Raw genomic sequence first — 16,610 nt, 5'->3', positions numbered from 1 at the left:
TACCTTTTTTAATAATGTATAAACAAATACTCATTTTATCCAAAATTTTCTTAAATTTAGTTAATTGATTTTTAATAAAAAATATTAAAAAATATCCGAATTTTGGCACAAATAAGCTAAATTTAGATAGAATTTGCCTTATTAAAATTCAAAGGCAAAAAATGGAAAAAATTTTAACGATTGCAGGGAGCGATTGTAGTGGCGGAGCAGGAATTCAGGCTGACATTAAAACGATAACGGCTCACAAAATGTATGCTATGAGTGTTATTACGGCTTTGACAGCACAAAACACAACGGGCGTTTTTGGCGTTTTTGAAACTCCAAGCGAATTTGTGGAAGCGCAGATTAAGGCGTGTTTTGACGACATCGTCCCAAATGCCGTTAAAATCGGAATGGTATCAAATTCGCAAATCATAAAATCAATCGCAAAAATGCTTAAATTTTATAATGCCAAAAATGTTGTAGTAGATCCCGTTATGGTCGCCACCAGCGGCGGGGTTTTGATGAAAAATGATGCCGTAAATTCGCTAATAGACGAACTTTTTGCATTAGCGACAATCGTAACGCCGAATTTAAGCGAAGCCGAAGTTTTAAGCGAAATGAAAATCAAAAATATAGATGATATGAAAAAATCAGCCCAAAAAATCGCAAAACTAACAAACGGCGCGGTTTTAGTCAAAGGCGGACATTTAGGCGAAGAAGCGGTTGATATTTTGTATGAAAACGGCGAATTTAGCGAATTTAGAGCGCCTAAAATCAACACAAAAAACTCTCACGGCACGGGCTGCACACTTTCAAGTGCAATCGCGTGTGGTTTGGGAGCAAATTTAAGCCTAAACGAAGCAGTCAAAAATGCGAAAGAATTTGTATTTAACGCACTTTCGTGGAGTGAGCAAATAGGACACGGAAACGGAGCGATAAATCACTATTTTGGGATTGAAAAAAGGTTTTAAGAGCAAATTTACGCATTTTGATTTTAAATAAGTAAAAAATTATATTTTGTGTTATTTGGTTTTTATGGCTATTTTGTAGGCTTAGAACTTTGTCCCCAAATATAGTAACTCAAAACTTCCAAAGCGTAATCGCTGTTGTTTAAATCAATTCTTGGCATTGCCGTCTCCTTGTAAATTTAGATTTTTATTAAAATTGTTGTTTTTTAAAATTTGGTATTGTTCAAATAAAACATTGTATTCATCGTGGTCATTATATAATCCTGTATATTTATCAAATTGTGGCGAACAATAAAAATGTCCGCTATTATAACCGTAAGTATTTTTATGTAAAAGTATATCTCGCAAAGTCAGTATATCGTATGCACCATTTTCTATTAATTTTATTGGTATATATGCAAAATCGACAGTCGCAAGTTCGCTAAGATAATCTTTATAGTAAGGTAATCTATCATCAAATTTTGTAAGAATATCATTATGTGTTTGACAAAAGTATTCGGGATTTTTGTTTATTGCAAAAAATAATCTTTTAAACCCAGCATTTGCAGATATTATAATATCAAAATTTTTATTTGTATGTGTAAAAATATTTTTATTTATAAAAACTTTACCATAAAATAATGCGTAATCTCGGTAAATTCCTTCTGCGAAAAAATCATAAAAGAAATTAGTTATAAAATTCCCATTTTCATCTACAAGTGCTTTTTCATCTTGCGGATAAAAAGGTTTTTTATTTTGTAAAATTTCATCGTTTTTTATTATTTCTTCGGCGTTTTCTATCGGTTTGCCATTTATACAAATTTTTTCTCCTAAATTCATCAAATACTCTAAATTTAGTCTTTTATCAAATGTCATAAATTCACATTTGTCATCGTGTTTTTTATCTCCGTTACATTTTTCAAATATATTAATAGCAGCAGATTGACCGTGCAAAAAAAGCCTACTTTGTTTTTTAATGTCGGCTTCGCTAAAATTATGAAACCTATGTATTTTATCAAGGTAAATTTTAAGACTTTTATTTATGATTTCAATCTCATCATTTGGATTGTCTATTTTGAATTCAACAAAATCTTCGTGTTCTAATTTATTTAAATTTTGAAATTTATCAAATGCTATAATTACACAAATAACTGCTAATAAGATAGTAAAACCTAAGAATTTACTTTTATTCATTTTAATCCTTTTTATAAAATTTCCTTGCAAATTTAAATTCAGGTCGTATCGCCAAAGACAATATAAAATTGTGTTTTAAATTTGCAAATTTAAAAACGCCTGTCGGCGTCGCTAGATTGCTTTGTTTGTTTTGCTCGTCTTGCAATGGCAAATTATAGCAAATTTTGTTTTTGTATAAATTTGGGATTAAAAACTAAATTCTGCCGTCAAATTTAACGGCAGAATTCGGATTTATTTTCCAGCTTTTTTAGCTTCGATGACTTCTTGTTTTGGGTATGAAAAGATTGTTTTTCTTGTGATAGCGATATTTTCTTTATCGTCAGTCGCATAAGCCTTTATGACAATCGGGATAATCAAATCTTTTCGCTCGTTTTGTCCGTTTGCTAAATCTTGTTTTGTAACAAGTCTAACGACGGTTCGGCGTTTTGCTCCTGCGCCAACTTTGATAGCCTCTTTTGGTTTTAAAATCTCAATTCCCGGATTATCGACTTCAAAGAAATAGCTATGCTCTTTTTTATCGGTGTTTTGGAACATAAATGTGTAGTCGTTTATAACGCGTAAATCATCATTATCAAAGGAAATGCTATAAAGTTCGGTTGTTCGGTTTATGTTTAAAAGCATATTTTCTTTTTTGGTGCTCATTAGCATAAGAGCGATGAAAACTATACACAAAACAACGATATAGCCAATCGTTCTAAATCTAAAAAATTTGACCTTATTTCCTGTTTCGACGCTGTTTTCGCTAGTCCAGTTTATAAGCGATTTTTTGCCAAGTTTTGACATAATGTTGCTACACGCGTCGGCGCATTCTAGGCAGTTGATACAATCAAGCTGCATACCTTTTCTAATGTCAATGTGCGTTGGGCAAATTCTAACACAGCTTTGACAGCCGGTGCAATCGCCGTTTTGCGGCTTATTTGCGATTAAATTTTTGCTTTCGTCATAAATTTTGCCGCCTCTTTTCTCATCGTAAATGACCTGAACCGTGTCGTTATCAAACATTGTGCTTTGAACTCTTGCGTAAGGACAGACATATACGCAGAATTTCTCTTTTAAAAATGTTACAAGAAAAGTCAAAAATATCGTAAATCCAAGCACAATGCCGACTAGAAGTTTGTGTTCGCTAGGATTTTTTATATAAGCGAAAAAATCTTCCGGCGGGACAAAAAACCAGAGCAAATTCGAAGCCGCAACCAAAGCGATAAAGAAAAAAATCACAACAGCAAGAACGCTTTTAAAACCTTTTTCGCTTCCTTGTTGTTTGTTTGCGATATTTTTGCGAATTCCTAAAAGTTTTGTTTGGATTAAATCTCTATAAATCGTCCTAAATATAGTCTGTGGGCAGCCCCAACCACACCAAATTCGACCCGCTAAGGTGGTTATAAAAAATATAAACAAAAAGAATAAAATCAAACAAAACGGCATTAAATAAAGCTCTTGCGTTGAAAATGCCGTAAAGAAAAGATGAAGCTCTTTTTTGTCAAAGCTTAACAAAAATAGATGATTGCCGTTTATGCGTAAAAACGGCATTAACAAAACCAGGGCGGTTATAATAAAAAAACCTATGTATCTTTTTTTGGTGTAGTTTAAAATTTTTTCACTCCCACTCATAAATTCTCCTAAAAATGTTATCAAAATCAAACAAAATTATACAACTTTTTTCTTATATTATCAATAACTTTGTTACAAATATTTATAAAAAATATTATTTTTATATATTTTTAAATTTACTAACGGCTTGTTAGTAAATTTAATCCCTATTTTAGCCTAAATTTGCAATAATACTAACAAATTATTCAAAGGTTAGTTATGAAAAAGTTATCTATCAACGAAGCTGCCGATATTTTGGGCATTTCGAAGGAAGCTATTTATAACAGGATTAGAAGAAATACTATCAAATCTGTTGAAGAAAACGGCGTGAGATTTGTTATTTTGGACGAAATTTCAACTAACAAACAAACACAAACTACTACTAACACAAAAAATTTCTCTTCAAATTTTGTTTTACCTAAAAAAGAGACAAAAAAAGATCCGCACAAGAGCGATTTTATCGAGTATCTCATAAAAGAAATCGATGAGCTAAAAGATAAAATCAAAGAGTTAGAGCAAGATAAAGAGAAACTTTTTAGGGAAAAAGAGAAAATTTTAGTCGATACAAAAGACGAAATCAAGGCAATGTATGAAGAACGAGACGAAAAACTCAAATATTTTCTTTCGTTTTTTGAAAAACCGCTTTTGCAAAAAAAAGAGACTTTTAAGAGTGAGCCGATTGATTTGGCAGTCAAAGAAAGTAGCGACGAATTTTTCGACGACAGCGAGTGGCTCAGCATAGGCAGTTTTTTAAATTCGCTAGATATTAAACGAAAAAAGAAGTTAAAAATTCAAAATTTGCTTATCGAAAATATCGGTAAAAGCGAATTTGTTAAGGTCAAAAACGATACGATTTTGATAAATAAAAATATTGATTTAAATTTATTAAAAGCGAATTTTCAAAATGATGAATTTGAAAATTTAGAAGAAGATAGCGAAAATTTACTCTAATTAAAGGAAAAAATATGAAAATAGTATGTTTAGATGCCGATACTCTTGGCAAAGACGCAAATTTAGAGTTATTTAAAGAATTTGGCGAGTTTGTTAGTTATAACATAACAAAACCTGAGCAAACTATCGAAAGATTACAAAGTGCCGATGTCGTCATAACTAACAAAGTATTGATAACAGATGAGGTTATGGCTAACACTAACTTAAAACTCATCTGTGTTAGCGCAACGGGAATTAATAATATCGACGCCAACGCCGCAAAAGAACGCGGAATTCCTGTTAAAAATGTTGCCGGTTATTCTACTAACAGCGTCGTGCAACAAACCTTTGCTTCGCTATTGGCGCTTACTAACGCTGTTAGTTATTACGGCGCTTACGGCACTAACGGCGAGTGGGTAAAAAGCGAAATTTTTACAAATTTAGATAGACCTATAAGCGAAATTGCAGGTAAAGAATTCGGTATTATCGGGCTTGGCACGATAGGCAAAAAAGTTGCAACTATCGCCGAAGCTTTTGGTGCGAAAGTGCGTTATTATTCCACAAGCGGCGCTAACACTAACAACGAATATGTTAGAGTTAGCTTGGATTCTTTGCTTAAAACCTGCGATATAATCTCAATCCACGCTCCTCTAAATGATAAAACTGCAAATTTAATCGGTGAAGAAGAGTTAAATAAAATGAAAAACGGAGCGATTTTGATGAATTTTGGACGCGGTGGCATAGTCGATGAAAATGCCCTTGCAAAGGCGATTGACGAGAAAAATTTAAAGGTAGCCCTTGATGTGTTAGAAAAAGAGCCGATGATAGAAAATCACCCGCTACTTAGCGTTAAAAACAAAGAAAATTTGATTATCACACCGCACATTGCGTGGGCTAGTAACGAAGCTAGGGCTACACTGGTTGAACTAGTAGCAAAAAATATAAAGGATTTTGTAAATGGCAAGTGAGCATAGCTTTGATATAAGCGCAAGTGTAGATTTAATGGAAGTTAAAAACGCACTTGAAACTGCGAAAAAGGAAGTTGCTGCAAGGTATGATTTTAAGGGGCTAACAGCTGAGATTTCGCTAAATGAAAAGGATAAAACTATCACACTTTTAAGTTCGAGCGATAATAAAATCGACGCGCTTAAAGACATAGTCATTTCAAAACTTATCAAGCGAGAAATCCCGCCCGTGGCGATAAAAGAGCTAAAAAGAGAGGCGGCAAGCGGAGCTAATACTAGGGCGATTTTAAAGCTAAATGATACCCTTGAAACCGAAGATGCCAAAAAAATCACAAAGGCGATAAAAGATGCCAAAATGAAAGTAAATGCGCAAATTCGTGGCGAAGAAGTGCGTGTTAGCTCAAAGTCAATCGACGATCTTCAAGAGTGCATAAAGCTTGTAAAGTCGCTAAATTTGGAGCTTCCGATAAGTTTTAGGAATTTAAAATAGTAAAAATTGCAAAATTTAAAATAAAGGAAAAAAATGAAACCAGAAATTTTAGACAAAGAAAAACATGCAGATTTAAAGTATCATCAAGATACTTTACCAAAAAATCCGTTTGTGCCAGTTATCGCACCGGAAGCAGGAATTTGCGCTAACAATTTCGTCTTAGTTTTTACAGACGAAGAAGAGTCAAAGCTAGTCGCGCTTTTAGGCAAAACCGAAAATATTTTAATCGATAAAGATTTCAAAGGTGCGATTCCGGCAAGCGTGCTAAATTATCCGTTTTTCTTAGCCAAAATCGGAGATCAAAATTTGCTCTGTATCGACAGCGAAGCAAAACAGCTTCAAGGTGATGGCGAAAAGCTCTTTGAAAACGGGGAACCTAGCAAATTTACCGAAAATCTAATCTCAGTTATGAAAAACTATAATGACATGGATATGCGAACCAAAATCGCTGTAAGTGAAATCAAAAAAGCAGGAATTTTAGAAAGTAAAGAGTTGGGCGTCGAAAAAGACGGCGTCAAAGAGACGCTTTTGAGCGGTTTTTTGGTTGTAAATCCGCAAAAATTATACGAACTTGATGATAAAACTTTGGCAGATTTTGCAAGACGGGGTTATTTAGAGCTTATCTATAACCACTTGCGAAGCTTAGGAAATTTGCAAATTTTAGTCGATAAAATCGTAGAAAATAAAAAATAATTTTTGGTTGAATTTGCCTTGATTTTGGCAAATTCAACATAAATTTTTAGTGCAATAAAGCGTTATATCGGCATCACACGGATATTTGCGCTTAAATTTTCTTTTAAAACGCTCTCAATGGCAAACAGCGTTCCACCGGCTCCACTAGCACAACCGCTACAAGCACCTAAATAGCGAATATAAATGTCGGTTTTGCCGTCATCTGCCGTTTTTATATCGATGATTTCTAAATCTCCGCCGTCCATTTGCAACATAGGGCGAATTTCGGCATTTATTAGCTCTTCGACGGCTTTAAATTTACCGATTGTATTTAATTCTTCAAAACTTAGATCGATTTTTTTCTCGCCTGTTTTAGCGTCCGCCAAAGCTTTTAATCGTTCTTGCTCCATTTCAGCTCTTGTTTGTTCTAAAATATCGACTAAATAATACTCTCTTTTTTCATGTCCGCCCGGTTTTATACAGCTTTTACAAAATGCCCCTGCTTTGGTAAATCTAGTTATATCTTCAACCGTTTTTAAATCATTTAGTTTAATAACTTCTTTTATCGTGCCAAGCGAAACTCTTGCGCACTCACAAACGATAATCTCATCTTCGAAATGCTCAGGATCTATGCCTTTATAACTAGCAGCAGCAGCCTTTATAACATCATACGCCATAACCGAGCAGTGCATTTTTTGAGGCGGGACTGCCGGAGTATCAGGGTTATCTCGCATCGCTCTTTCGACATCTAAATTTGTGATTTTTACGGCTTCATCGACCGTTTTGCCGATACAAAGCTCAGCCATAGTATCGCTACTAGCGATCGCCGTTCCACAGCCAAAACTTTTAAATTTAGCATCTTTAATAATATCGGTTTTCTCATCGACCAACCAATAAAGCCTTACAGCGTCCCCGCAGCTTTCTGCACCAAAATCAGCGATAATCAGCTTACAGCCTTTTTCCTTAGCTTCTTCTTCTGTTATCTCGCCCATAAATCTAGGGTTGTTCATTCTATCTTGCACGATTTGTGAGTATTCGTCCCAGATAGAGCCGTTGATTAAATCATTTTTCGCCATTTTTTTCCTTTACGGCTTGTCTTTTGAGTGCTTTTTTGGGAGATTTGCTTTCGTTTCACTGCGACGCACGAATTAGTGCGTCTCATTCGCCAAAAGCTTCACAACCCAAAAAATCATCTCAAAATACTTCGCCTTACCTTTCTTTTATCTTTTTATTTTTTAAATTTAAAATTTTTACAATCCACTTTTGTGCCAACTTGGCGCATAAGCAAATGTGCTTGAAATCGCCCTTAATCTATCGACTGCCTTTTTGATAACTTCGATTGTATAGTCGATTTCGGCTTCTGTGTTAAAGCGTGAAAGCGACAAACGAAGTGCCGTATGGGCTAGTTCTTTATCTGCTCCGATTGCTTCCATGATTGGATTGCTCTCTAATGTTTCACTAGCACATGCTGAGCCGGTTGAAGCTGCAATCCCAGCTTTATTTAAATCCCAAAGCATAGCTTCGCCTTCAATGCCTTTGATAGAAGCTAAAATGGTATTTGGCACACGGATACTTCTATCGCCGACTACGCTTACATCAGAAATTTGCAAAAGTGCATCTTCGAGCTTATCTCTAAGTCGTCTTACATGCGAATTTTCGTAAGCTATAAATTTATTTGCTAATTCAAGCGCTTTTCCCATGCCAACAATTCCTGCTACATTTAGCGTTCCGCTTCTCCTACCACCCATGTGTTCGCCGCCGTGAAGTAGGCTAGTAAGCGGTTTGCTATCTTTTATAAATAACCCGCCAACGCCCTTTGGAGCGTGAAATTTATGCCCTGAAAAGCTTAAAAAATCAACTCCCATTTCAGCGACATTGATACTTATTTTACCGACTGCTTGAACAGCGTCTGTGTGAAATAATGCGCCAAATTCGTGAGCGATTTCACAGGCCCCGTGAATAGGAAAAATCGTTCCTGTTTCGTTATTTGCCCACATTATGCTAACAAGGGCGGTTTTGTCGTTGATTTTTTCGCGTAATTCGTCTAAATTTATCAGCCCATTGTTATCAACGCTAAGTTTTGTGATTTTAACGCCAAGAGTAGATAAAAATTCACAGGTTGCGCTGATTGCAGGGTGTTCTACTGAGCTAATTATAATGTTATCTTTTTCGCCTGTTATGATTTTGTCAAAATAAATTCCTTTTAAAACCCAGTTGTTGCTTTCGGTTGCACAGCTTGTGATGACTATGTCGTCGCTATCTTTTGCGCCAATGCCTTCATATAGCTCGTCCATTGCCCGTCTTAGTGCAGGGTGTGTTTCGCTACCGAAATCATGCAAAGAATTTGGATTTCCGAATTTTTCGCAAAAAAACGGCTTCATCGCTTCATAAACTTCGGGATCAACCGGAGTTGTTGCATTATTGTCTAAATAAACTCTGTTCATTTGCCCTCATTTCTTAATTAGGATTTTTTTTATCTGTTTTTGCAAATTCGCCAAAATATATAACAAATTTACTAAATTTAACTTTAAAATTTTAAATTTAATAGCTAAAATTTTTCGGCGAATTTATGAGATCAAAAAATTCCTTTCTTGTGTTTGCATTTTTTATAAAAATTCCACGAAGTGCAGAAGTTGTCGTTAGCGAATTTATCTTTTGCACACCACGCATCTCAACGCACATGTGTCTTGCTTGAACCACAACGCCAACACCCAAAGGTTTAACTACTTCTTGTATGGCATTTGCGATCTGCTCGGTCATTTGCTCTTGAATTTGCAAACGCCTAGCAAAAATATTTACCATGCGTGGAATTTTTGATAATCCAACGACTTTTCCGTTTGGTATATATGCCACATGAACGCGCCCGATAATCGGCAATAAATGGTGTTCGCAAAGGCTATAAAATTCAATATCTTTAATCAAAACCATTTCGTTATTTGAGCTAGAAAACAAAGCGTCATTTAGCACATCTTTTGGATTTTGCGAGTAACCGCTTGTTAAAAATTCATACGCCTTAGCAACCCTAGCAGGGGTTTTTAACAAACCTTCGCGGTTAGAATCTTCGCCGAGTATTTCAAGCATTTGCTTAACCAAATTTTCAAATTTTATTCTTGAATTTTCGTCCATGTTTTTACCTTTTATATGAAAATGTGATTTTATTGCAAATTTGCTTTTATACTCATAAATTTAAAAAATTTATACTTTTAATAAGAAAAGTTTTGGTATATTAACAACCATTTTTTAAATTTTTTAAAGGAATTTTATGGAAGTTAATGCAAAACTTATCAATTCGGCTAACGCAACTGCCGATGTTAAAGTCAGTGCGGACGACATTGCAAAACGCACAGAAAAACTAGCTGTAAATGCAGCCAAAAAAATGAAAATCGACGGATTTAGACAAGGAAAAGTTCCTGTGGCTGTCGTTATGAAACGATACGGCAAAGATTTAGAACAAGATGCCAAAGGCGAGATTTTTAGAGATGCTATAAATGAATCTTTAAAATCATTAGGTAAAAATCAAAAAGATATGCTTGGCGAGCCGATTTTTGCTAAATTTGACGAAAAAGACGGCGCAATCGATACCACAATCGAAATGTCATTTCGCCCTGAAATCAAAATCGACGGATATGAAAAGCTAATCCCTGAATTCTCAACTCCAAGAGTTACAAAAAAAGAGATCGAAGCAAAAGTAAATGAATTTTTAAATTTAATCGCTCCGCTTGAAAAAGTAGAAAAAGATAGCCTAGAAAAAGATGATTTTGCTAAATTTGATTTCGAAGGCTTTGTCGATGGCGTAGCATTTGACGGCGGAAAAGCCGAAAACTATGTTCTTCAAATCGGCTCAAATCAATTTATCCCGGGTTTTGAAGACGGTATGATTGGTCTTAAAGTCGGCGAAGAAAGAGATGTTAAGGTTAAATTTCCTGATGAATACGGCGCAAGAAATTTAGCAGGAAAAGATGCGGTTTTCAAAGTAAAACTACACGAAATTCAAGGTAAAAATCCTGCAAAAGAGCTTAGTGAAGAAGATTTAAAACGAGCATTGCCGGGCGAAAAAGAGCCAAGCAAGGAAAAATTTGAAGCTAAAATCAAAGAGCAACTCAAAAATGAAAAATTGCAAAAATTAATCCAAGAAGATTTAAAACCAAAACTAGCAGACGCTCTAAGCGAAAACTATGATTTTGATTTGCCAAAAGTAATCGTCGAACAAGAGATCGATTTACAATTTAGAAACGCTTGGGGAACATTTAGCAAAGAAGAGATCGAAAGCTTCCAAAAAGACAAAGACGCTCTTAGCAAAAAAAGAGAAGAATTTAGAGATCAAGCGCAAAAAAGCGTTAAAATCACATTTTTGATTGATGAGTTAGCAAAAGCAAGAGGCGTTAGCGTTAGCGATCAAGAAGTTGTTCAAGCGATTTATTTTGAAGCTTATAGCTATGGTATGGATCCAAAAGCACATTTAGAACAATACAAAAACGGCGGAATGCTTCCTGCTATCAAAATGGCACTGACAGAAGAAAAACTTTTCAATAACATTTTCTCAAAAGATAAAAAAGACGAAAAAGAGGCAGAATAATGGTGATTCCTTATGTCATAGAACAAACCAGCAGAGGCGAGAGAAGCTATGATATTTACTCTCGTTTGCTTAAAGATAGAATAATTATGCTTAGCGGCGAGATTGAAGATAGTATGGCAAGTGCGATTGTGGCACAACTTCTATTTTTAGAAGCAGAAGATCCGGATAAAGATATTTATCTGTATATAAATTCTCCCGGCGGCGTAGTTACAAGCGGTTTTAGTATCTATGACACTATGAATTACATTAAGCCTGATGTTTGCACGATTTGCATAGGTCAGGCTGCTTCTATGGGTGCATTTTTGCTAAGTTGTGGCGCAAAAGGCAAACGATACGCACTTCCAAATTCACGCATTATGATTCATCAGCCCCTAGGTGGCGCACAAGGTCAGGCAACTGATATGGAAATAACGGTTAAAGAAATTTTGCGTATAAAAGAGAATTTAAACAAAATTCTAGCCCAAAATACAGGACAAAAACTAGCAAAAATCGAAAAAGACACCGACAGAGACTTTTTTATGAGCGCAAAAGAAGCCGCCGAATACGGCATTATTGATAAAGTTTTGGAAAAGAGTTTTAAATAATGGTTTTAGAAGTTTTAACATATCCGAATAAAATTTTATTTGAAAAATCAAAAAAAGTAGCCAAATTTGATGAAAATTTGGCTAAATTTTTAGATGATATGTATGAAACTATGATTGCAAAAAACGGAATCGGACTAGCTGCTATCCAAGTAGGAAATCCTATCCAAGCCCTTGTGATAAATTTGGCAGATGAAGACGGAAAACAAGATAAAAAAGATTTGCTTGAAATCATAAATCCACAAATTTTAAAAGCTGACGGAGAGCAAATTTATCAAGAGGGCTGTTTATCGGTTCCCGGGTTTTACGAAGATGTCAAAAGGGCTGAAAATATCGTCTTAAAATATCAAAATAGGAACGGCGAAAGCTGTGAGCTAAAAGCAGACGGACTTCTAGCAGTGTGTATCCAGCACGAAATCGACCACCTAAACGGACATCTTTTTATCGAACGCATAGGCTACAACAAACGCAAAAAATTCAATCAAGAATTTAAGAAAAAACAAAAAGAAAAATGAAATCTCTAAAAAGTGCCGCTTTTACCGATACTCTTGTTAAAGTTGAGGTAGAATCAAGCTTTGTTAGGGGGTTGCCGGGTTTTGGCGTTGTCGGGTTAGCAGGAACGACCATAAAAGAGAGCGAAAGCAGGGTAAAATCGGCACTTTTAAGCCTAAATTTTAAATTCCCGCCCTCAAAAATCATTATAAATTTATCCCCGTCCGATGTCCCAAAAAATGGCTCACATTTTGACCTGCCAATCGCACTTTTAATAGCTTTGCAAAAGGAAAAAATCGATAACGAATTTTTTGTTTTTGGAGAGCTTGGGCTTGGCGGAGATTTAAAAAGCACGGCGTCGCTTTTTTCGATTTTACTTTTTTTAAGCACAAAGGTCGAAAAAGCGAAAATTCTTGTTCCCTACGACATCGCCGAAAAGGCGTGTATGATACCAAATTATGAAGTTTATGCAGTTAAAAATTTAAATCAAGCTGTTAGATTTTTTTTAGATGAAGAATTTGCTAATAGCGTTAAATTTGAAAAAATTCACCCACTTTTTGAAAATGTTATCGAAATTTGCGGAGAAAAATTTGTTCCAAATCGCGATTTTTCGCTAAATTTTAAAGATATAAAAGGGCAGAGCAGGGCAAAAAGAGCAAGTCTAATCGCGGCTTGTGGTATGCACAATATCTTATTTGAAGGAAGTCCGGGCTGTGGTAAAAGTATGTGCGCTAAACGCATTGCAAAAATTTTACCGCCGCAAAGCCTAAATGAGATAATGTTGGCTTCGGCTTACGAATCGTTAAATAATAAAAATAGCGATTTTAGCGCGTTGCGTCCGTTTCGTAGCCCACACCACACAAGTACCAGAAGTTCCATTTTTGGGGGCGGTTCAGGGACGGCTAAAATCGGCGAAGTAGCCCTTGCAAACGGCGGAGAGCTGTTTTTTGATGAATTTCCGCATTTTGGAAAGCAAATTTTAGAAAGCCTTAGAGAACCACTCGAAGATAACCGAATTTTAGTTTCGCGCGTAAATTCAAAGGTCGAATACCAAACCAAATTCATCTTTGTAGCAGCACAAAACCCTTGTCCGTGCGGAAATTTGTTTGCAAAAAATGCAGATTGTATCTGCTCTGTGAGCGAAATAAAACGCTACAAAAATGCCATTTCATCGCCTTTGTTAGATAGGATTGATTTATATGTGGCGATGGACGAAGTAAGTCCAAGCGACAAAAGCGACATGACAAGCGAAGATATGTATAAAACCGTGCTAAGTGTTTTTAAAATTCAAAAAATGCGTGGGCAAAAAGAGCTAAACGGCAAACTTAGCGATGAAGAGATTGCGAAATTTTGCATTTTAGATGACGGGGCTAAAAATGTGTTAAATTCGGCAGTTGCAAAGTATAATCTCTCACAGCGGGGCATAAATAAAACGCTAAAAGTCGCTAGAAGCATAGCAGATATTGATAAAAGTGATATAATTACGAAAAATCATATTTTAGAAAGTTTAAGTTATAGAATAAGGAGTGAGTTATGAAAAATGTCTATTTTGATACTAACGAGCTTGATAACAGAGTTGTTAGTGAATTTGGAATTTCACAAGAAATTTTGTTAGAAAATGCCGGTGGAAATTTGGAAAGATTAGTGCGAAAAAAACTTAAAAAAGGTAGTAAAATTCTAGCTCTTTGTGGCACAGGAAATAACGGTGCTGACGCGCTTTGTGCTTTGCGAAAGTTAAGCGGGGATTATGAGTGCTATGCTTTGCTTATCGGCGAAAAACAAAACAAACTAAATCAAAAACAAGCTAACACAGCTAAGATAGCAAATGTGAAGTTTGTTAGTAAGTTAGGACTAGCTGATTGTTATATAGACGGAATTTTTGGCACAGGGTTAAATAAAGAATTAGATCCGGAACTTTGCAAAATTTTAAAAACGATAAATAAAACAAATGCCCTTAAAATCGCAGTCGATATTCCAAGCGGAATTTATAAAGACGGCAAAATCGGCAAAATCGCTTTTGAAGCCGATTATACTATGACAATGGGAGCATTAAAAGCAGGGCTTTTTAGCGACGCGGCGAAAGATTTTGTCGGTAAAATCAAAGTAGCAAATTTAGGACTTAGCGAGAAAAATTTTCAAAACAACAGCGATATGTTTTTACTAACAAAACAGGATTTAAATTTGCCGTTTAGAAAAACACAAAACACTAACAAAGGCGAATTTGGTCATACATTTGTTATAGCAGGAGATATGCTCGGAGCAGCGCAGATAGCAGGTCTTGCTTCTAGTGCAATCGGAAGCGGACTTGTTAGCGTTGTTAGTGAAGAGCCGTTAGTAAATTTAAATCCGCTTTTAATGCAAAAAAAATCGCTTCAAGGCGCAAAAGTGGTAGTTTGCGGTCCGGGCTTGGGTAACAAAAAAGTAGATTTAGCTCAGTTAAAAGATAAAATTTGCGTTATTGACGCTGATTTGTGTTATAACAAAGAAGTTATCGAGCTGCTTAGCAAAAACGAAAATATCGTCCTAACCCCGCACCCAAAAGAATTTGTTTCGCTTTTGAAGTTAGCTAACATTGCCGATGTTAGTGTTAGCGAACTTCAAGAAAATCGCTTCAAATACGCCAAAATGTGGAGCGAGAAGTTTAAAGGCGTGTTAGTGCTAAAAGGAGCTAACGCAATCATAGCTCAAAATTCACAAATTTATATCTCAAATTTAGGCTCGTGCGCTCTTGCCAAAGGCGGAAGCGGCGATGTTTTAGCAGGAATAATCGCAGGGCTTTTAGCGCAAGGTTATACGCCGCTTGATGCGGCTACTAACGGCGTGTTAGCTCACGCGTTATCGGCAAAAAAATTCAAACAAAACGATTATTCGCTAAATTCGCTTGATATTATAAAAGGTTTAAAATGGTTGTAAAAAAAATCGCCGTGCTTTTTAGCGGTTCAGGTTCAAATTTGCAAAGCATTTTAGATAAATTGCACGGCAAAATTTTTGACGATATTAAAATCGAAGTCGTGCTAACGCTAACTAACAAACCTAACGCTTACGGCATACAAAGAGCCGCTAAATTCGGACTAACAAGCGTTGTTATTGATAACAAAAATTTTGTTAGTAGAGAGGAATTTGATAAAAAAGTGGTTGAAGAGATTAAAAAAAGCGGTGCAGAGCTAACCGTCTTAGCTGGATTTATGCGAATTCTAACGCCGTTTTTTTGCGACAATATCAAAGCCATAAATTTGCACCCTAGCATTTTGCCACTTTTTAAAGGCGCTCACGCGATTGACGAGAGTTTTGATAGTGATATGCAAGTAGGCGGTGTTAGTGTGCATTGGGTTAGTGCTGAGCTTGACGGTGGAAAAATCATAGCTCAACAAACTTTTCAGCGAGAAAACAAAACGCGCGACGAGTGGGAAGCGAAAATTCACGAGATCGAACACGAACTTTTACCAAAAACTATAATTCAAATTTTAAAGGACACAAATGTTTGACTGGCTTGCTTCGCCTGAGGCGTGGATCAGCCTTGCCACGCTAACGGGCTTAGAGATTGTTTTAGGGATTGATAATATCATTTTTATCGCCATTTTATGTGGCAAATTGCCGGAAAATCAACGGGACAAAGCCCGAATTTTAGGGCTAGGTTTAGCGATGATAACGCGAATTTTACTTTTAATGAGCTTAGCTTGGATTATGAGCCTTACAAAACCGCTGTTTTCGCTGTTTTCGCACGAATTTAGCGGACGAGATTTGGTGCTTATTTTGGGTGGATTATTTTTGCTTGTGAAATCCACAACCGAAATTCACTCAGGCGTTACCGGCGAAACGCACGAAGAAAGGGCGACTAAGGCGGCTAGTTTTGGCGGAGTTTTGTTTCAAATCGCACTTTTGGATATTATTTTCTCGCTTGATAGCGTTATTACCGCTGTCGGTATGGCTAAACACCTGCCTGTCATGATACTTGCCGTTATTTTAGCTGTGTGTGTGATGATGTTTGCAAGTGGTGCGATTAGCCGTTTTGTCGATAATAACCCGACCATAAAAATTCTTGCGCTTTCGTTTTTGATACTCGTCGGCGTTGCGCTCATCGGGGACGGGCTTGGATTTCATATTCCAAAGGGTTATATTTATTTTTCTATGGCATTTTCGCTTGTCGTGGAGCTTATAAATATACAAATGCGCAAAAAATCAAATCAATAA

17 protein-coding genes are annotated in these 16,610 nt (G+C 36.0%); 12 read left to right on the top strand and 5 right to left on the bottom strand.

Annotation, left to right across the window (positions count from 1 at the left end; translation table 11 throughout):
• The first annotated feature begins 161 nt into the window (after positions 1–161).
• Positions 162–953 (top strand): bifunctional hydroxymethylpyrimidine kinase/phosphomethylpyrimidine kinase, encoded by a 792-nt coding sequence (gene thiD, locus PF028_RS05465; RefSeq protein WP_270860974.1) that lies wholly within the window; start codon positions 162–164, stop codon positions 951–953.
• Positions 954–1,097: 144 nt separating this feature from the next.
• On the opposite strand, the gene PF028_RS05460 is transcribed toward thiD, so the two are convergent.
• Positions 1,098–2,123, bottom strand: coding sequence for a hypothetical protein (locus PF028_RS05460; protein WP_270860973.1), 1,026 nt, complete (start codon positions 2,121–2,123; stop codon positions 1,098–1,100).
• A gap of 231 nt (positions 2,124–2,354) precedes the next feature.
• A complete protein-coding gene (gene ccoG, locus PF028_RS05455) occupies positions 2,355–3,734 on the bottom strand; it encodes a cytochrome c oxidase accessory protein CcoG (protein ID WP_270860972.1) in 1,380 nt (459 codons plus the stop codon).
• Positions 3,735–3,932: 198 nt separating this feature from the next.
• On the opposite strand from ccoG, the gene PF028_RS05450 reads away from it, so the two are divergent.
• The 4 genes from PF028_RS05450 to PF028_RS05435 are packed head-to-tail and all read left to right on the top strand — an operon-like array spanning position 3,933 to position 6,791.
• Positions 3,933–4,664, top strand: coding sequence for a helix-turn-helix domain-containing protein (locus PF028_RS05450; protein ID WP_270860971.1), 732 nt, complete (start codon positions 3,933–3,935; stop codon positions 4,662–4,664).
• 14 nt (positions 4,665–4,678) lie between these two features.
• Positions 4,679–5,611: a D-2-hydroxyacid dehydrogenase gene (locus PF028_RS05445; protein WP_270860970.1), complete on the top strand. Its 933-nt coding sequence runs from the start codon at positions 4,679–4,681 to the stop codon at positions 5,609–5,611.
• Positions 5,601–6,098, top strand: coding sequence for a YajQ family cyclic di-GMP-binding protein (locus PF028_RS05440; RefSeq protein WP_270860969.1), 498 nt, complete (start codon positions 5,601–5,603; stop codon positions 6,096–6,098). Before PF028_RS05445 ends, PF028_RS05440 begins: the two co-directional genes overlap by 11 nt.
• 33 nt (positions 6,099–6,131) lie before the next feature.
• A complete protein-coding gene (locus PF028_RS05435) occupies positions 6,132–6,791 on the top strand; it encodes a SapC family protein (protein WP_270860968.1) in 660 nt (219 codons plus the stop codon).
• A 62-nt stretch (positions 6,792–6,853) separates the two neighbouring features.
• Here PF028_RS05435 and PF028_RS05430 read toward each other — a convergent pair whose 3' ends face one another.
• The 3 genes from PF028_RS05430 to folE all read right to left on the bottom strand — a co-directional run bounded on the left by PF028_RS05430 (position 6,854) and on the right by folE (position 9,896).
• Positions 6,854–7,846, bottom strand: a complete 993-nt coding sequence (locus PF028_RS05430) for an iron-sulfur cluster assembly scaffold protein (protein ID WP_270860967.1) — start codon at positions 7,844–7,846, stop codon at positions 6,854–6,856.
• A 174-nt stretch (positions 7,847–8,020) separates the two neighbouring features.
• Positions 8,021–9,214 carry a NifS family cysteine desulfurase gene (locus PF028_RS05425; RefSeq protein ID WP_270860966.1) on the bottom strand — a complete coding sequence of 398 codons (1,194 nt, stop codon included), beginning with the start codon at positions 9,212–9,214 and terminating at the stop codon, positions 8,021–8,023.
• A 97-nt stretch (positions 9,215–9,311) separates the two neighbouring features.
• Positions 9,312–9,896 (bottom strand): GTP cyclohydrolase I FolE, encoded by a 585-nt coding sequence (folE, locus tag PF028_RS05420; protein WP_270860965.1) that lies wholly within the window; start codon positions 9,894–9,896, stop codon positions 9,312–9,314.
• A 136-nt stretch (positions 9,897–10,032) separates the two neighbouring features.
• Here folE and tig point away from each other — a divergent pair, with 136 nt between their 5' ends.
• The 7 genes from tig to PF028_RS05385 are packed head-to-tail and all read left to right on the top strand — an operon-like array spanning position 10,033 to position 16,610.
• Positions 10,033–11,346, top strand: coding sequence for a trigger factor (gene tig / locus PF028_RS05415; protein WP_270860964.1), 1,314 nt, complete (start codon positions 10,033–10,035; stop codon positions 11,344–11,346).
• The gene (gene clpP / locus PF028_RS05410; protein ID WP_270860963.1) at positions 11,346–11,930 is read left to right on the top strand and encodes an ATP-dependent Clp endopeptidase proteolytic subunit ClpP; all 585 of its coding nucleotides are present in this window, start codon (positions 11,346–11,348) and stop codon (positions 11,928–11,930) included. The genes tig and clpP overlap by 1 nt, the downstream gene beginning before the upstream one ends.
• The gene (gene def / locus PF028_RS05405) at positions 11,930–12,442 is read left to right on the top strand and encodes a peptide deformylase (protein ID WP_270860962.1); all 513 of its coding nucleotides are present in this window, start codon (positions 11,930–11,932) and stop codon (positions 12,440–12,442) included. The genes clpP and def overlap by 1 nt, the downstream gene beginning before the upstream one ends.
• Positions 12,439–13,956 carry a YifB family Mg chelatase-like AAA ATPase gene (locus PF028_RS05400; RefSeq protein ID WP_270860961.1) on the top strand — a complete coding sequence of 506 codons (1,518 nt, stop codon included), beginning with the start codon at positions 12,439–12,441 and terminating at the stop codon, positions 13,954–13,956. The genes def and PF028_RS05400 overlap by 4 nt, the downstream gene beginning before the upstream one ends.
• On the top strand, positions 13,953–15,332 hold the full coding sequence (locus PF028_RS05395) for an NAD(P)H-hydrate dehydratase (RefSeq protein ID WP_270860960.1): 1,380 nt from the start codon (positions 13,953–13,955) through the stop codon (positions 15,330–15,332). Before PF028_RS05400 ends, PF028_RS05395 begins: the two co-directional genes overlap by 4 nt.
• On the top strand, positions 15,323–15,904 hold the full coding sequence (purN, locus tag PF028_RS05390; RefSeq protein WP_270860959.1) for a phosphoribosylglycinamide formyltransferase: 582 nt from the start codon (positions 15,323–15,325) through the stop codon (positions 15,902–15,904). Before PF028_RS05395 ends, purN begins: the two co-directional genes overlap by 10 nt.
• On the top strand, positions 15,897–16,610 hold the full coding sequence (locus tag PF028_RS05385) for a TerC family protein (protein WP_270860958.1): 714 nt from the start codon (positions 15,897–15,899) through the stop codon (positions 16,608–16,610). Before purN ends, PF028_RS05385 begins: the two co-directional genes overlap by 8 nt.

Origin of the sequence: Campylobacter sp. CN_NE2 (genome assembly GCF_027797465.1) — a bacterium.
Lineage (GTDB): Bacteria > Campylobacterota > Campylobacteria > Campylobacterales > Campylobacteraceae > Campylobacter_B.
This window is presented reverse-complemented; position numbering and strand designations above follow the sequence as displayed.

Excerpts from the sequence above, each read along its gene's own strand:
- PF028_RS05435 (WP_270860968.1), top strand. The coding sequence starts at position 6,132 with ATGAAACCAGAAATTTTAGACAAAGAAAAACATGCAGATTTAAAGTAT.
- purN (WP_270860959.1), top strand. The coding sequence starts at position 15,323 with ATGGTTGTAAAAAAAATCGCCGTGCTTTTTAGCGGTTCAGGTTCAAAT.
- clpP (WP_270860963.1), top strand. The coding sequence starts at position 11,346 with ATGGTGATTCCTTATGTCATAGAACAAACCAGCAGAGGCGAGAGAAGC.
- PF028_RS05400 (WP_270860961.1), top strand. The coding sequence starts at position 12,439 with ATGAAATCTCTAAAAAGTGCCGCTTTTACCGATACTCTTGTTAAAGTT.
- PF028_RS05430 (WP_270860967.1), bottom strand. The coding sequence starts at position 7,846 with ATGGCGAAAAATGATTTAATCAACGGCTCTATCTGGGACGAATACTCA.
- ccoG (WP_270860972.1), bottom strand. The coding sequence starts at position 3,734 with ATGAGTGGGAGTGAAAAAATTTTAAACTACACCAAAAAAAGATACATA.
- PF028_RS05450 (WP_270860971.1), top strand. The coding sequence starts at position 3,933 with ATGAAAAAGTTATCTATCAACGAAGCTGCCGATATTTTGGGCATTTCG.
- folE (WP_270860965.1), bottom strand. The coding sequence starts at position 9,896 with ATGGACGAAAATTCAAGAATAAAATTTGAAAATTTGGTTAAGCAAATG.
- PF028_RS05425 (WP_270860966.1), bottom strand. The coding sequence starts at position 9,214 with ATGAACAGAGTTTATTTAGACAATAATGCAACAACTCCGGTTGATCCC.
- thiD (WP_270860974.1), top strand. The coding sequence starts at position 162 with ATGGAAAAAATTTTAACGATTGCAGGGAGCGATTGTAGTGGCGGAGCA.
- PF028_RS05395 (WP_270860960.1), top strand. The coding sequence starts at position 13,953 with ATGAAAAATGTCTATTTTGATACTAACGAGCTTGATAACAGAGTTGTT.
- PF028_RS05385 (WP_270860958.1), top strand. The coding sequence starts at position 15,897 with ATGTTTGACTGGCTTGCTTCGCCTGAGGCGTGGATCAGCCTTGCCACG.
- PF028_RS05460 (WP_270860973.1), bottom strand. The coding sequence starts at position 2,123 with ATGAATAAAAGTAAATTCTTAGGTTTTACTATCTTATTAGCAGTTATT.
- PF028_RS05445 (WP_270860970.1), top strand. The coding sequence starts at position 4,679 with ATGAAAATAGTATGTTTAGATGCCGATACTCTTGGCAAAGACGCAAAT.
- PF028_RS05440 (WP_270860969.1), top strand. The coding sequence starts at position 5,601 with ATGGCAAGTGAGCATAGCTTTGATATAAGCGCAAGTGTAGATTTAATG.
- def (WP_270860962.1), top strand. The coding sequence starts at position 11,930 with ATGGTTTTAGAAGTTTTAACATATCCGAATAAAATTTTATTTGAAAAA.
- tig (WP_270860964.1), top strand. The coding sequence starts at position 10,033 with ATGGAAGTTAATGCAAAACTTATCAATTCGGCTAACGCAACTGCCGAT.